The following is a 14,678-nucleotide window of genomic DNA, read 5'->3' on the forward strand; positions in this document are numbered from 1 at the left end:
TGATACTCGGAGCCACTTATTGTTCTATTTCGGAGGACGGAATTATGCGATAAAAAGTTTCACCCTGCTTAATCATGCCAAGTTCATTACGCGCATGCTCTTCTACCGCGTCTAAACCGCTGCGTAAATCAGCAATTTCGGCAACTAACACCGAGTTTCTCTGCGCTAATTCTTGATTTGCTAAGTCATGCTTGGTGACCTCTTCACGCAGCGCGAAGTAGTCATTAAGCGAGTTTTTGCCAAACCACAGTTGATACTGCAACAGCAAAACAATCAATATCAGTAAAATCTTAAACGAACGCATGGTTCCTCCCTAACAGAGATAATCCCATAAAGCCGTTTGTTACTCCATAAGCAGCGTGTTATTTATCTAAATCCTAGGCAAAAAAAATCCCCGCTAGTGCGAGGATTTTTAAAGCTATCGGCTTAATTCTAAAGAATTACTGGCCTTTAACTTCTTTAAGACCGTTGTAAGGTGCTTTTGAACCTAGAGCTTCTTCGATACGTAGAAGTTGGTTGTACTTAGCAACACGGTCAGAACGGCTTAGTGAACCAGTTTTGATTTGGCCAGCAGCAGTACCAACAGCTAGGTCAGCGATAGTTGCATCTTCAGTCTCGCCTGAACGGTGAGAGATAACCGCAGTGAAGCCAGCGTCTTTAGCCATTTTAATTGCAGCCAAAGTTTCAGTTAAAGAACCGATTTGGTTGAATTTAATTAGGATAGAGTTAGCGATGCCGTTGTCGATACCACGCTTAAGGATCTTAGTGTTAGTTACGAACAAATCATCACCAACTAATTGGATTTTGTCACCTAGAAGTTTAGTTTGGTGAGCAAAACCGTCCCAATCAGACTCGTCTAAGCCGTCTTCGATAGAAACAATTGGGTACTGTTCAGTAAGATCTTTAAGGAAGAAGTTGAACTCTTCTGAAGTGAATTTCTTACCTTCGCCTTTAAGGTCGTAGATGTTAGCTTCTTTGTCGTAGAATTCAGAAGCAGCACAATCCATAGCTAGAGTGATGTCTTTACCTAGCTCGTAACCTGCATTAGCAACAGCAGTTTTAATTGCTGCTAGTGCAGCTTCGTTTGACTCTAGGTTTGGAGCGAAACCACCTTCATCACCAACAGCAGTTGAGTGACCAGCAGCTTTAAGAACTTTAGCTAAGCTGTGGAATACTTCAGCGCCCATACGTAGGCCTTCACGGAAGTTAGCAGCGCCAACAGGTTGGATCATAAATTCTTGGATGTCTACGCTGTTATCTGCGTGCTCACCACCGTTGATGATATTCATCATTGGAAGAGGCATAGAGTAAACACCTGAAGTACCGTTTAGATCAGCGATGTGAGCGTATAGTGGTACTTTTTTAGAAGCAGCAGCAGCTTTAGCAGCAGCTAGAGAAACAGCTAAAATAGCGTTTGCACCAAAGTTAGCTTTGTTTTCTGTGCCATCTAGGTCGATCATGATTTGGTCAAGTTCAGCTTGAGCCAATGCATCTTTACCAGTAAGTGCTTCTGCGATTGGGCCGTTTACAGCTTCAACAGCTTTCAATACACCTTTACCTAAGTAACGAGCTTTATCGCCGTCACGCAATTCTAGGGCTTCACGTGAACCAGTTGATGCGCCTGATGGAGCAGCAGCCATACCGATAGAACCATCAGCAAGATGTACTTCAGCTTCTACAGTTGGGTTACCGCGTGAATCCATGATTTCGCGACCAAGTACTTTTACGATATTAGACATTACTAATTTCCTCTATATAAATGAACTTATAACTCTCTAAAAAACATTACTCGCTAATTGAGTCTAGCGAGCTTTATTAAATTCACCAGCTGCCTTTACAAAACCTGCAAACAACGGATGCCCATCGCGGGGCGTAGACGTGAATTCAGGGTGGAATTGTGCTGCCACAAACCAAGGGTGAGCTGGGTTTTCAATGATTTCTACTAACTTTTTGTCCGAAGAAAGACCGGTTACTTGTAAGCCTTTCGCGGTAATTTTTGGCAATAAAGTATTGTTTACTTCATAACGGTGACGGTGACGTTCATAAATTTCTACACTGCCATATAATTCAGCTACTTTTGAGCCTTCAGTTAAATGACACAGTTGCGAACCTAGGCGCATTGTACCACCTAAGTCTGAATCAACATCACGGGTTTCTACTTTACCGTCTTCATCAATCCATTCGGTAATTAGACCAACCACTGGGTATTTTGACTTAGCATCAAATTCGCTTGAGTGAGCACCTTTAAGACCAGCTACGTTACGTGCGTATTCAATTAGCGCAACTTGCATACCCAAACAAATGCCTAAGTAAGGAACATTATTTTCACGCGCGTACTGCACGGCCAAAATCTTGCCTTCTACACCACGCTCGCCAAAGCCGCCTGGTACTAAAATCGCGTCTAAGTCTTTTAGTACATCGGTACCCTTTACTTCCAGATCTTGAGAATCGATGTATTGAATTTTTACACTTAAACGGTTTTTAAGCCCGCCATGCTTAAGTGCTTCGTTAACTGATTTGTAAGCATCAGGTAATTCAACATACTTACCCACCATACCAATAACAATCTCATTGGTTGGGTTAGCTTCTTCATAAATAACTTGTTCCCACTCACTCAAATCGGCTTCTTCGCACTCAATGCCAAAACGTTCGGTGACCAAAGCGTCTAAACCTTGTGACTTGAGCAACGCTGGGATTTTATAAATGCTATCAACATCTTTTAAGGAAATTACCGCGCGATCTGGAACGTTGGTAAACAAGGCTATTTTAGCGCGCTCGTTAGCAGGAATGGCACGGTCGCTACGACAAATAAGAATATCTGGCTGAATACCAATTGAGCGCAACTCTTTAACCGAGTGCTGAGTAGGCTTAGTTTTTACTTCACCAGCGGCACCTAAATATGGAACTAAGGTGAGGTGCATGTACATGGCGCGTTCGCGGCCAATCTCGGTACCTAATTGACGAATAGCTTCTAAGAACGGTTGCGATTCGATGTCACCCACGGTACCACCAATTTCAACAATGGCTACATCTACACCTTCGCCGCCCGCCACAACACGCTCTTTAATTGCGTTAGTGATATGAGGGATCACCTGAATAGTGGCTCCTAGATAATCTCCACGACGCTCTTTAGCTAATACATCAGAGTAAACACGGCCAGTAGTGAAGTTGTTACGCTTAGTCATTTTGTTACGAATAAAGCGCTCGTAATGACCTAAATCTAAGTCAGTTTCTGCGCCGTCTTCAGTGACAAATACTTCGCCGTGTTGGATCGGGCTCATTGTGCCAGGATCAACGTTGATGTATGGGTCAAGCTTCATAATGGTCACTTTAAGACCACGAGCTTCAAGGATCGCAGCCAATGATGCTGCAGCAATACCTTTACCCAAGGAGGATACTACGCCTCCAGTGACGAAAATGTACTTTGTTGTCATGTCTAACCTGAGAAGTTGGATGTGTTAAGGGCGTATCTGCGATACTTGGACGGGGGCATAGTATAGCAAAGCCTCTTTAACACCACAATCAATGTCACTCTATCAAGACTAAGATTTAGTGGTTTTGTTGTAAATCAATTTTTGTAATTTTCTTTCACTTTATCCCACAGCGCGTCCATCTCTTCTAGGCTCATTTCTTCGAGTGTTTTTCCCAAATACCTCGCTAGCGCCTCTACACCCTGGAATCGCCTCGTGAATTTTTGATTAGCTTGGCGCAACAAGTCTTCTGCATCAAAGTCACAGGCGCGGGCTAAATTTACGCAAGAAAACAACAAATCGCCAATTTCTTCAGCAATATGCTGTTGATTTTTCTCCGCGATAGCTTGTGTAACTTCCAGTATTTCTTCATTTACCTTATCAATCACTGGAGTGACACCTGGCCAATCAAAACCAACATTGGCGCAACGCTTTTGTAGTTTTTGCGCTCGGCTTAAAGCCGGAAGCGCCAAGGGCACATCATCTAAAACACTCACTCTGCTAGAGTGCGCTTTACTGGCGCGCTCTTTGGCTTTTTCAGCTTCCCAATTTTCTTTAATGGCCGCTTCATTCTTAAAAGCTTGTTCAGTGAAAACATGGGGATGACGGCGAATAAGCTTCTCACAAATGCCATCCACCACATCGGCAAAGTCAAAGTCGCCTTGCTCTTTAGCAAATTGCGCGTAAAACACCACTTGAAATAGCACATCACCTAACTCAAGCTTCACTTCTGAAAAGTCTGCTTGCTCTAAAGCTTGGTTAATTGCATCTGCCAGTTCGTAGGTTTCCTCAATAGTATAAGGAACAATACTTTGCCAATCTTGTTTTTGGTCCCAAGGGCAGCCGGTTTCAGGGTCGCGCAGCTTCGACATAATGCTTAACAGCGTCTCTATGCTATATGGGCGTTGTGACATTGAAATGAAATTTCCTATGTTTTTAGCGTAAGCGACGCGCTTCGATAATGTGGTTTAGCTGATTTATTTTAGCTAATACCCGCGACAAGGTTTCAAGATTATATATCTCTACTTCCATATCGATAGTCGCAGTTTGGCTTTTAACATCTGAATGGCTTTGCATTCCCATTACATTGACTTTGTCATTAGCTAATACGGTAGTGATATCACGCAGTAAACCGCTTCTATCATTAGCAATAATGCGAATGGTTAAACTATAACTGCTGGCTGTATTATCGCCCCATACAGCATCAATCACCCGCTCTGGGGTGCGACTTGCCAACTCAGCTAGCTGTTCACAGTCATGATTATGAATAGAAATGCCACGGCCTTGGGTAATAAACCCTTTAATCACATCACCAGGAATCGGTTGACAGCACTTAGCTATATGAGTCATCAAATTACCGACCCCATCTACCACGATGGAATCTTTAGCCCGCTTTTTCTTTTGACCGTGATGCACAGCCTTTTTAGCTATGGTTTCTAATGCTTGGCGATCTTCTTCTTCTGCGGTTGGTTTATTAAGTAAGGCCTGCAGGTGATGAACAAGCTGATTGAGCTTTACGTCACCAGCGCCAACTGCGGCAAGCAAATCATCAAGATTTTTTACATTGAATCGCTCAATACAAAGCTCGGCATCACTAAGTTTAAAACCGTGTTTATGTAGCTCTGCTTCAAGCAGCTCTTTACCAACAACTTGGTTCTTATCTTTATCTTGTTTTTTAAACCAAGTAGCAATTTTATTGCGCGCACGTGAAGACTTTACATAGCCCAAATTTGGATTGAGCCAATCACGGCTAGGGCTAGATTCTTTTTGGGTAATAATCTCTACCTGTTCACCAGTATGTAACTGATAGGTAAAGGGTACAATTCGTCCACCGATTTTAGCGCCGATACAACGATGCCCCACTTGGCTGTGTACGTAGTAAGCAAAGTCTAGCGGCGTAGAGCCGGCGGGTAAATCAATCACTTCCCCACTAGGTGTAAATACATATACCCGGTCGTCAAACACTTGAGAGCGCAGTTCCTCAAGCATGGCGCCATTTTCTGCAATATCGTCTTGCCATGCTAATAGTTTACGCAGCCAAGCAATTTTGTCTTCAAAGTCGTTTCGGCCACCAGTACCACCTTCTTTATACTTCCAGTGCGCGGCCACACCAAGTTCAGATTCTTCGTGCATCTGCTTGGTTCTGATTTGTACTTCTATCGACTTACCTTCCGGCCCAATCACCACGGTATGAATAGATTGATAACCATTGGGTTTTGGATTGGCCACGTAGTCGTCAAATTCGCTAGGAATATGGTGCCAAGAGGTATGTACTATGCCCAATATGGCATAACAATCTTGTAGTTTCTCTGCCACAATCCTAATTGCACGCACATCAAATAACTTATCGAAAGATAGGTCTTTTTTCTGCATTTTTCGCCAAATGCTATAAATGTGCTTTGGTCGACCATAAACTTGCGCATCAATGCCTGCAGCTTCAATATCCAGCTGTAACTTAGCTACAAAATCTTCAATATATTGGGTTCTTGCAAGGCGCTTTTCGTCCAGCTGCTTAGCGATTTGTTTGTAAGTAACCGGATGCAAGTAGCGAAAGGTAAAATCTTCTAACTCCCACTTTAATTGGCCAATACCCAAGCGGTTCGCTAGCGGAGCATAAATATCCTGGCTTTCTTTGGCCGCTAATACGCGGATCTCTTCTTCTTCATTTTTTACTTCTCGTAAAAAGCAAATACGCTCGGCCAACTTAATCACAATAGCGCGCACATCGCCCGCCATAGCCAGTAGCATCCGTCGCACGTTATCAATTTGCCCCGATGACAGGTTTTTGTTTTGACCTGTTCTCAGAGCTTTCATTGCGTCCATTTGCGCCGCATCGTGACGCAACTTAATCACTTCATCACTAAATTGTGGGCTAAGTTTTTCTTCTGCCAGTAACTTAGCATCAACAAAAGGAAATAGCAGCGCAGCTTCCAAAGTTGGCAGATCCATGTTAAGGGTAATTAAGATTTCCACCATCTCCTTACCCTTAGTCAAACAACGATGGATTTGGTCTTTATCTGCATCTAAAGCACGAAAGTAGTTGCTGGCGGCAAACAAATGCTGTTGATCTTCTACCGCAATATCAAGGCTAGCAACCCACTGATTCTCATCAAATAAAAGTTGTTCATTTAGATGTGTTTCTCGTACCGAAACCATACAACAAAAATTCCTATATCAATGCTACCAACACTGGTTGCTCATCAACCATTAACGCTCAAATAAAGCCATTGTTTCTACATGTTCAGTGTGTGCGAACATATCTACTAAAGCTATTTTACTTAAGCGATAACCCGCCTGTTTAAGCACTTTGGCATCTCTGGCTAAGGTAGCAGGATTACATGAGACATATACTACGGTGCTTGGACTAAGCTTGGCAACCTGTGAAATGGCTAGTTTTGCCCCAGCTCGAGCAGGATCGAGTAATACTTTATTAACCTTGGTTTTCTGCCAGGCTTTAGCCGTTTCAACTTGTTCTAAATCGCCACTAAATGCGCTAATGTTGCTAAAACCATTTGCTTCAGCATTAACGAGCACTTGCTTAGTCATTGCTGTAACGCCTTCAACCGCAATCACTTGCTGCGCATTTTGTGCCAGAGCCAAACTAAAATTACCGATGCCGGCATACAAATCCAATATTTGGTCCTTTGCACAAGGCTGTAACCACTCTAAAGCCTGAGAAACCAGAGCTTGGTTCATGGCTTCATTCACTTGAATGAAATCACCGGGCGTGAAAGCTAAGCGCAAGCCCTGTTCAGCCAAATCGTAGTAAGCCTGCTCGCCCATCAAATAACTCGATTGCTCATCGGTGGCAATGACTAGGGCTATTGAATATTGCTGAGCAAAGCTGCGTAATTGCGCTGCAATTTTATCGGAAGGCTGGTTACGAACACGGATCCGGCAAACAATTTGCGGCTGGCAGTCAATAAGCTCGATATGACCTAAATTGATAGACTTTGGCCATGTTTTTAATAATTGCTGAAGGGGCACCAGTAGAGCCGACAGTTGTGGTTTAAGCACAATGCATTCTGATATAGCCACAATGTCTTTGCTGGATTTTTGACGAAAACCAAGCTGCCAACCACGCTGCTTATCAAACCAAGTGCTCAAACGGGTAGCGCGTCGGTAATGCCAATCATCTCCACTTAATATTTCAAACTCGGGCAAGTCTTGATAACCAGACTGGCGGCTGATGAGCTCAGCTACCGCTTTTAGTTTGTAATCTCGCTGAGCTTGGGCCGACAAATACTGGGCACTACATCCGCCACACTGTTGGTAGAACTGGCAAGCAGGCTCGATACGCTGGGGCGCATCATTTAAACGTTTAAGTAACTTAGCTGGGCCCGATTTAGCGCTTGGCAATACATCAACCCGCTCTCCAGGCAACACCCCGTCAACAAAATAGGTTTTGCCTTGGTGTTTTACCACTCCGTTTAAATGGTGATCAAGCGCTAGAACCTGAGCGTCTCTAATTGCCTTTATCGAGGTTGATTTTGCTTTTGCTTTAAAAAATTGGGCCATAGAAGAGACTTATTTACTCGGTGAATACAAAAAAGGACGGGCTTATGTCATCATAAGCGATTGGAACCATGTCATTTTCCCATAAGAAACGTTTATGACCAAGTATGGCTTACGCGCCCGCGTATATATTCTCACTATTATACCTACACTTTTTGTCGGTATCTTGTTGGCGAGCTACTTCACCTTTAACCGAAATCAGCAATTGGATAACTTTGTTATCGAGCAAGGTGTGAATGTTATTGAGCCTCTCGCCATAGCCAGTGAAGTTGGGCTAAGCCGCTATAACCGGGAAAAAGTAAAATCGCTAATTAGCGTTACTCATCGAAAAATGTCACCGTTAATTAAAAGTATTGCGGTGTACGATAAACACAACCAGCTGTTTGTAACCAGTAACTATCACCGCAATATTCGCTTACTACAAAGCGATCCAGAATTACCGCTGCCACAATCAACTCAGGTAGAAATTTACCCCAATCGGATTATTTTGCGTGCGCCCATCTGGGCCGAAGCAGAAGGAAGTTTTGCCGCCTTTAGTAATGGCAAACCAGAACTGCTGGGTTACATCTCAATGCAGTACAACAAAGACCGCGCCTTGCTGCTGCAGTTTAGGGATACCACGGTAGCGCTGTTTATTGTGTTATTTGGCGTACTCATTAGTGTGCTGTTCGCCTTCCAATTAAGTAAACAAGTTACCCAACCGATTACCAACATGGTGAATATCGTCGATCGGATCCGCCAAGGTCGCTTAGACGCCCGTGTTGATGGCAGTTATACCGGCGAGCTAGGTTTGCTAAAACACGGCATTAACTCCATGGCAAAGTCACTGGCTGAGTACCACGAAGAAATGCATCAAAGCATTGACCAAGCCACTAGTGATTTGCGCGAAACACTTGAACAAATTGAAATTCAAAACATTGAGTTAGACATTGCCAAAAAAGAGGCGCAACAAGGCGCTAAGGCGAAATCGGAATTTTTAGCCAACATGAGCCACGAGTTAAGAACTCCGTTAAATGGTGTAATTGGCTTTGCTCGTCAACTGCTTAAAACTCAGCTAAACAGTAATCAAGCCGACTACCTGCTCACCATTGAAAAGTCAGCTAACAATCTACTTGCCATCATTAATGACATTCTTGATTTCTCTAAATTAGAAGCAGGAAAACTCAAGCTCGAGCGCATTGATTTTAACTTCCGCGATACCATCAACGACGTGGTAACACTACTAGCACCAAGTGCTCAAGATAAAAACTTAGAGCTTAACCTGCTGATAGAACCTAATGTGCCTGAAGGTTTACGTGGCGACCCACTGCGTTTACAACAAGTTTTCACTAACCTACTAGGCAATGCCATTAAGTTCACCCACCAAGGTGAGATCACCGTTGCGATTAGTTTAATCAAGCAACAAGGCCAGCAAGTCGTGCTAAATGCTGCGGTGAAAGATACTGGCATTGGCATTTCTAAAGAGCAGCAATCGCAATTGTTCCAAGCCTTTAAACAAGCAGATACTAGCATTAACCGCGAATACGGCGGCACCGGTTTAGGCTTAGTCATTACTCAAAAGCTGGTTCAACATATGGGTGGCGATATCAAACTAAGCTCCGAACCAGAAAAAGGCGCAGTGTTTAGTTTCGATATTCACCTAGAGCAGGCCAACATGGTACTGGGAGCCCCGCTGCCATTAACCGCGCTAAGTCAGCTATCGGTGTTGCTATATGAACCGCACCAAGTCAGTCAGTCTGTGATTAGCGGTTTAGCCCAACAGTGGCAATTGCCACTGCAAACCGCAACTAACGATGCTCAATGGCAAAGCGCAATTAAAGACTTCTCGGGCACCGTAATCATTGGCCATAGCGACTGGCAAACGCTCGAGCCATTACAACACAAAATAACCGAAGCACTAGAGCGCAGTTCGGAAGTGATTGTGTTAATCAACTCCAGTGATCCAGATATACACCAGCGAATTATTGAAGCTGGCGCCAAACACTGCATTAGCAAGCCAGTTAATCATCGCAAGCTGGCACAAGCATTAGTTGACGAGAAACTAGTTGTAAACGATGTGGTCACTCCAATGGCCAAGGTTTCACGCTCAAAATTAGTGCTAAAAGTACTAGCAGTAGATGACAACGCCGCTAATTTAAAACTCATTTCAGCGATGTTGCATGAACTAGTAACGCAAGTTGATACCTGTACCAATGGCTTAGAAGCAATAACTAAAGCTGAAGAATACCATTACGACCTCATCTTGATGGATATTCAAATGCCGATTTTAGATGGTATTAGCGCCACCCAGAAAATCCGTCAAAATAGTAACAACCAACAAACCCCGATTATTGCAGTTACTGCACACGCCCTAGCAGGTGAAAAAGAACAATTATTAGGACAAGGGGTAGATGACTACTTAGCTAAACCGATAGATGAGTCGTCGCTAGAGAAGCTTATCCATCGCTGGCAGCCTAACGCCAAGCTATTGAGTAAAGAAAATCTAGCAGCAACGCTAGAGCAACCTAAACTTATCGAATTTGAAAATGCTAGCTTATCATGGCAACTAGCCATGCAGCGGGCCAACAACAACCAAGCCTTAGCGATAGACATGTTTAGTATGCTGCAAGATAGCTTTGCTGAAATATCTGAAGCCATAGAGCAAACGCTAAACCAGAAAATAAATGCCGATGAATTTGTGCTGTTAGTTCACCGCTTTAGAGGTGGCTGCGCCTACAGCGGTTGTAAGCGCCTAGAATCACTTACAACTACCATCGAAGACAGCCTTCGCCAACACGGCGATGTTGCTCAAGTGGAGCCTGAGCTACTGGAATTAAGTGATGAAATAGAAAAAGTTAAGCAAGCGGCTAAACTATTAAACAAACAGCTTAACTGAGCTGCTAAAAATCAAAAAGCCGCGTTACAGCGGCTTTTAAATTTTTAATATGTAAGCGGTTCCAGATAGAGCTAATTACATATCCTGATTGGTTTCTTGCTCTTTAAGAAACCTACCTGTTAATACTTGACCGCGATTACGATTGCAGTACCAGTTATAAAATGGATAACTGACTAAGCCAAACAAAGCTGTTACTAAAGCATTACTAAATGGCGAAACAATCATGGGTAACACTGCCTGAATAATGTTACCACCATTCATTACTGTGTATATGAGTAATGCCAACCCAGCAATCACACCCACACCAAAACCTACTAAGGCTAGTAACTTCATTAGACCAAATAAATCTAACTGAACACGATATCGTTCAACCAATGTCCTTCTCCTAATTAGCGCTCTAACACTACGGTAGCCACCGCGTAATCACGCTCATCACTAATACTAATAAACTGGCTATTTACCCCGAGCTGCTCACACAAGGCCAGTGCAGCGCCGCTGAATACCAACTCAGGTTTTCCAAACTGATTATTAGATACTTCTATTTGCTGAAAACCAACACCTTTAGCAATCCCGGTTCCTAGCGCTTTTGCGGCGGCCTCTTTGGCAGCAAATCGCTTCGCCAAAAAGCGAGCAGGTGCAACATGTTGCTCAAAACTATCCCATTCAGCTTGGGTTAATACCCGCTTAGCCAAAGCATGCATTTGCTTGCTTTTAGCTATTCGCTCTACTTGAACGATATCGGTACCTAAGCCTACTATTGCCACAGTTTATGCATCACCTTGACGAGCTTGAACCATTAAGGCTTTCATTTCACGCACTGCTGCATCCATACCTACCATGACAGCACGGGCAATAATCGCATGGCCAATGTTAAGCTCAATAATTTCTGGCATCGCAGCAATCGGCAATACATTATGGTAATGCAAGCCATGGCCAGCATTTACTTTTAAGCCTTTGTCTGCAGCATAACTGGCCGCAGCGGCAATCTTTTTCAGTTCAGCTTGCTGCTCGGCTTCATCTTCTGCATCAGCATAATGACCAGTATGCAGCTCAATGAATGGCGCGCCAGATGCAATAGAAGCATCAATTTGCTCATCGTCGGCATCAATAAATAGCGAAACTAAAATACCGGCGTTAGTTAGCTTAGTAACTGCTTCGGTGATTTTTTCAAGATTACCAACAACATCCAGACCACCTTCGGTCGTTAACTCTTCACGCTTTTCTGGCACCAAACACACAAAGTGAGGTTTGTGCTCGCAAGCAATGGCGACCATTTCGTCGGTGACCGCCATTTCTAGGTTTAAGCGGGTTTGCACTGTTTGACTCATGATAGCAACATCACGGTCAACAATATGACGACGGTCTTCTCTTAAATGAATGGTAATACCATCTGCGCCAGCCATTTCGGCAATACCCGCCGCCAGAACTGGATCAGGATAGGTAGTACCACGTGCTTGGCGAAGTGTAGCGATATGGTCAACATTAACGCCTAATAAAATTTCACTCACGAGTTTTCCTTTTCAACAAGCCTTTAATTGAAGGCTCTATTAGTTGTTTTAATTTGACTGAACAATTTGCGACTGGTCAACTCTCTGCCATTGAGCAGTTGGGCAATCACAATTCGACAAAATCTTTTGGCACATAATAAGTGTTGTGCTTGCTGTGGGTCAAAAGCTAATAACATAAGTATTTCCTGATAGCTAAATTCCACCTGTGAAAAGCGGCTGTTGCTAACCACAAAACCTTCATGTAATCGGTATTGATAGCTAAGACCTTGAGCGAATTCTTGCGGCTCGGCTAGGGCAAAACCCAACTCAGCCACCAACAACAGCTCAAACTCGCGCAAACACCCCTCTAGAGGCTGTTGCTTGGCTAAGGCCATTAAGCTGTCTTGATAATGATGATACAAGCTTGGGTAAGCGGTATTTTCTTCCAGCAAATAATAAAGCAACTCATTAAGATAAAGGGTGCTATACAGGTATTGCCCAAACAGCGGTAGCGCTAAGTTACTGGCTTCGACCTGTTTAAAGTTACGTAAACTGCCTTTACCACTCAACTCAACTAATAGCGGAACGCCGGGTTGCAATATGCCTCGCCACTTAGAGCGTTTAGCTCTAGCCCCGCGAGCCACAGCACTCACTTTGCCATATTCGAGGGTAAACAGCTGTACTAACAAACTGGTTTCTCGGTACGGCCGCGTATGAATAACAAACGCAGGTGTGAGTGCCTGTTCAGGCAAGCTTATTCGTCTCCGTAACCTAGACTACGCAAAGCACGTTCGTCGTCAGCCCAACCAGATTTAACTTTAACCCACATTTCCAAGAACACTTTGTTATCAAACAAGCGCTCCATATCTAAGCGAGCTTCTTTACCAATAGTTTTTAGTTTGTCGCCTTTACTGCCAATAATCATACGTTTTTGGCTAGGGCGCTCTACCAAAATAAGCGCGTTAATTTGGTAAACACCATTTTCTTGCATTTTGAACTGCTCTATTTCTACAGTGGTAGAATATGGCAGCTCTTGACCAGTAAAACGCATCAACTTTTCACGCACAATTTCTGCCGCCATAAATCGTGATGAGCGGTCGGTAATGTAATCTTCTGGGAAAAAGTGCACGTTCTCCGGCAAGGTTTGTTGTGCCCACTCACGCAGCTGTTCAACATTTTTCCCTTGCTTAGCAGAAATAGGCAGAATATGAGAAAAGTCGAATTTCTCCTGCATCATTTGCATGTGCGGAAACAGCTCTTCTTTTTCTTGTACGTTATCCACTTTGTTAATTGCCAATACAACTGGCACTTTCAAGTGGCGCAACTTGCCTAAAACCAACTCATCATCGGGGTTCCACTTGGTACCTTCAACCACAAAGATCACCATCGAAACATCACCCAGCGAACTGGTAGCAGCTCGATTCATTAAGCGGTTAATTGCCCGCTGTTCTTCAATGTGTAATCCCGGCGTATCAACAAAAATTGTTTGATAGATATCATCGGTATCAATGCCCAAAATACGGTGGCGCGTAGTTTGTGGCTTTTTAGATGTAATGCTTACCTTTTGGCCTAAAATAGCATTCAGTAAGGTCGATTTACCCACATTTGGACGACCAACAATGGCTACAAAGCCACAACGGGTATCATAGTTCATACTAAACGCTCCAATACCAACTCAGCCGCCACTTGCTCTGCTTTGCGCCGGCTAGTGCTTGTGCCAATGACTGGCTTGTCCAAACCTTCTACTGAGCAGCTTACGGTAAATTGCTGATTATGAGCTTCGCCTTTAATTTCAACGACTTGATAATCAGGTAAAGCTTGCTTTCTGGACTGCAGTATTTCCTGCAATCTAGTTTTAGGATCTTTTTGGCTAAGGCCTGGCTTTATAGTACTTAAACGTTCTTTATACCAACGCAATAGCATTTCTTTTGCGCTATCGTTACCACTATCTAAATATACTGCGCCGATAATCGCTTCAACGGCATCAGCCAAAATTGACTCACGGCGAAAACCACCGCTTTTCAATTCACCAGGACCAAGTTTTATATACTCGCCTAATTCAAAACTACGCGCTAACTCAGCCAGCGTTTTGCCTTTTACCAAAGTTGAGCGCATGGGGCTTAAATCGCCTTCAGACACATCTGGAAAGCGGTGATACAATTCGTCGGCAATTACCCAACTAAGCACTGCATCCCCTAAAAACTCTAGACGCTCGTTATGTACCCCACCAGCACTGCGGTGAGTAAGCGCTAGGTGTAATAAACTGTCATTTTTAAATGTATACCCTATGGCACGCTGTAAGCGTTCTGGGTTTGAGCTAATCATCATCTA

Annotated in this window: 13 protein-coding genes; 1 reads left to right on the plus strand and 12 read right to left on the minus strand. The window is 43.6% G+C overall.

Annotated elements, in window-relative coordinates:
* Nucleotides 1-16: 16 nt before the first annotated feature.
* From ftsB to rlmD, 6 genes are all read right to left on the minus strand, one after another.
* Complete coding sequence (gene ftsB, locus K5L93_RS03735; RefSeq protein ID WP_016402841.1) at nucleotides 17-304, minus strand: cell division protein FtsB; 288 nt, start codon at nucleotides 302-304, stop codon at nucleotides 17-19.
* Nucleotides 305-440: 136 nt separating this feature from the next.
* A complete protein-coding gene (eno, locus tag K5L93_RS03740; protein WP_220718522.1) occupies nucleotides 441-1,739 on the minus strand; it encodes a phosphopyruvate hydratase in 1,299 nt (432 codons plus the stop codon).
* 63 nt (nucleotides 1,740-1,802) lie between these two features.
* A complete protein-coding gene (gene pyrG / locus K5L93_RS03745) occupies nucleotides 1,803-3,434 on the minus strand; it encodes a CTP synthase (RefSeq protein ID WP_220718523.1) in 1,632 nt (543 codons plus the stop codon).
* Between the two features lie 134 nt (nucleotides 3,435-3,568).
* Nucleotides 3,569-4,384, minus strand: coding sequence for a nucleoside triphosphate pyrophosphohydrolase (gene mazG / locus K5L93_RS03750; RefSeq protein WP_220718524.1), 816 nt, complete (start codon nucleotides 4,382-4,384; stop codon nucleotides 3,569-3,571).
* A gap of 22 nt (nucleotides 4,385-4,406) precedes the next feature.
* Nucleotides 4,407-6,626 (minus strand): GTP diphosphokinase, encoded by a 2,220-nt coding sequence (relA, locus tag K5L93_RS03755; protein WP_220718525.1) that lies wholly within the window; start codon nucleotides 6,624-6,626, stop codon nucleotides 4,407-4,409.
* A 51-nt stretch (nucleotides 6,627-6,677) separates the two neighbouring features.
* Nucleotides 6,678-7,988 (minus strand): 23S rRNA (uracil(1939)-C(5))-methyltransferase RlmD, encoded by a 1,311-nt coding sequence (gene rlmD, locus K5L93_RS03760; protein ID WP_220718526.1) that lies wholly within the window; start codon nucleotides 7,986-7,988, stop codon nucleotides 6,678-6,680.
* Nucleotides 7,989-8,082: 94 nt separating this feature from the next.
* Between rlmD and barA the strand changes: the two genes are divergently transcribed.
* Nucleotides 8,083-10,860, plus strand: a complete 2,778-nt coding sequence (gene barA / locus K5L93_RS03765) for a two-component sensor histidine kinase BarA (RefSeq protein ID WP_220718527.1) — start codon at nucleotides 8,083-8,085, stop codon at nucleotides 10,858-10,860.
* 75 nt (nucleotides 10,861-10,935) lie between these two features.
* Here the strand turns inward: barA and K5L93_RS03770 are convergent, their stop codons facing one another.
* Genes K5L93_RS03770 through rnc form a run of 6 tightly spaced genes read right to left on the minus strand, consistent with a single transcriptional unit; the run spans nucleotide 10,936 to nucleotide 14,672 of the window.
* Complete coding sequence (locus K5L93_RS03770) at nucleotides 10,936-11,235, minus strand: hypothetical protein (protein ID WP_220718528.1); 300 nt, start codon at nucleotides 11,233-11,235, stop codon at nucleotides 10,936-10,938.
* A gap of 14 nt (nucleotides 11,236-11,249) precedes the next feature.
* Nucleotides 11,250-11,624, minus strand: coding sequence for a holo-ACP synthase (gene acpS / locus K5L93_RS03775; RefSeq protein WP_220718529.1), 375 nt, complete (start codon nucleotides 11,622-11,624; stop codon nucleotides 11,250-11,252).
* A 3-nt stretch (nucleotides 11,625-11,627) separates the two neighbouring features.
* Nucleotides 11,628-12,368 (minus strand): pyridoxine 5'-phosphate synthase, encoded by a 741-nt coding sequence (pdxJ, locus tag K5L93_RS03780; protein ID WP_220718530.1) that lies wholly within the window; start codon nucleotides 12,366-12,368, stop codon nucleotides 11,628-11,630.
* A gap of 23 nt (nucleotides 12,369-12,391) precedes the next feature.
* Nucleotides 12,392-13,099: a DNA repair protein RecO gene (gene recO, locus K5L93_RS03785; RefSeq protein ID WP_220718531.1), complete on the minus strand. Its 708-nt coding sequence runs from the start codon at nucleotides 13,097-13,099 to the stop codon at nucleotides 12,392-12,394.
* Between the two features lie 2 nt (nucleotides 13,100-13,101).
* Nucleotides 13,102-14,001, minus strand: a complete 900-nt coding sequence (gene era / locus K5L93_RS03790; RefSeq protein ID WP_220718532.1) for a GTPase Era — start codon at nucleotides 13,999-14,001, stop codon at nucleotides 13,102-13,104.
* On the minus strand, nucleotides 13,998-14,672 hold the full coding sequence (gene rnc, locus K5L93_RS03795) for a ribonuclease III (RefSeq protein WP_220721439.1): 675 nt from the start codon (nucleotides 14,670-14,672) through the stop codon (nucleotides 13,998-14,000). The genes era and rnc overlap by 4 nt, the downstream gene beginning before the upstream one ends.
* Nucleotides 14,673-14,678 lie beyond the last annotated feature (6 nt).

The organism is Agarivorans litoreus, from assembly GCF_019649015.1.
GTDB lineage: Bacteria > Pseudomonadota > Gammaproteobacteria > Enterobacterales > Celerinatantimonadaceae > Agarivorans > Agarivorans litoreus.

Bases quoted from the DNA above. Each gene is read 5' to 3' on its own strand.
- relA (WP_220718525.1), bottom strand. From the start codon at position 6,626: ATGGTTTCGGTACGAGAAACACATCTAAATGAACAACTTTTATTTGAT.
- mazG (WP_220718524.1), bottom strand. From the start codon at position 4,384: ATGTCACAACGCCCATATAGCATAGAGACGCTGTTAAGCATTATGTCG.
- ftsB (WP_016402841.1), bottom strand. From the start codon at position 304: ATGCGTTCGTTTAAGATTTTACTGATATTGATTGTTTTGCTGTTGCAG.
- rnc (WP_220721439.1), bottom strand. From the start codon at position 14,672: ATGATTAGCTCAAACCCAGAACGCTTACAGCGTGCCATAGGGTATACA.
- pyrG (WP_220718523.1), bottom strand. From the start codon at position 3,434: ATGACAACAAAGTACATTTTCGTCACTGGAGGCGTAGTATCCTCCTTG.
- eno (WP_220718522.1), bottom strand. From the start codon at position 1,739: ATGTCTAATATCGTAAAAGTACTTGGTCGCGAAATCATGGATTCACGC.
- era (WP_220718532.1), bottom strand. From the start codon at position 14,001: ATGAACTATGATACCCGTTGTGGCTTTGTAGCCATTGTTGGTCGTCCA.
- rlmD (WP_220718526.1), bottom strand. From the start codon at position 7,988: ATGGCCCAATTTTTTAAAGCAAAAGCAAAATCAACCTCGATAAAGGCA.
- barA (WP_220718527.1), top strand. From the start codon at position 8,083: ATGACCAAGTATGGCTTACGCGCCCGCGTATATATTCTCACTATTATA.